1 protein-coding gene is annotated in these 532 nt (G+C 65.0%); it reads right to left on the reverse strand.

Features of this window, described 5'->3' with window-relative positions; translation table 11 throughout:
* Window positions 1-468 (reverse strand): IS4/Tn5 family transposase DNA-binding protein (locus QHF89_RS49920; protein ID WP_284722035.1); only part of this gene is annotated, 468 nt, incomplete at its 3' end.
* Window positions 469-532 lie beyond the last annotated feature (64 nt).

A 532-nucleotide genomic window follows, 5' to 3' on the forward strand; every position in this document is an offset into this window, starting at 1 on the left:
TTCTTTCTGCTTCTGCTCTCGCGCCCACCACTGCATCGACGTCAAGCCGCAGGGCACCCCCTGCGCGTCGACGGCGAGACCGCAGACGACTTTGAGCCCCCGAGTGCCTCGACCGTGCGTGCCGACCGCGCCGAAGTCCTTGTTTCGGTTGTGATCCGTGAGCGTGAGGCTTGTGCCATCGATGGCGACGAAGACGAACATCTCCTTGGCGCAACGGCGCGCGCTGGCAAGGCCGATGGCCTCGAGGATGGCCCCTGCGTCGATGTGTCGGCTCTCCAGGAAGTCGTACGCTCCCTGCCTGTGGGCATCGACCTGGAAGACCTCACTCACCTTTCCCGACGGACACAGCACCGCCTGCGCGGCCATGCACGTCAGCCGCCGGGTCCGGCGCGGGTCTCCAAGGTCCGCATGCCCAAACTCCTCCTCCGCCCACGCTTCCGCCGACGAGGCCGTCTTTGCATCCAACATCTCCCCCTCTAAATGTCGTCAGAGGGGGCGAATGTACCGATGGGAGATGGGACCAATGCTCAGG

The organism is Polyangium sorediatum (assembly GCF_029946465.1).
In the GTDB taxonomy this organism is placed as follows: Bacteria; Myxococcota_A; Polyangia; order Polyangiales; family Polyangiaceae; genus Polyangium; species Polyangium fumosum.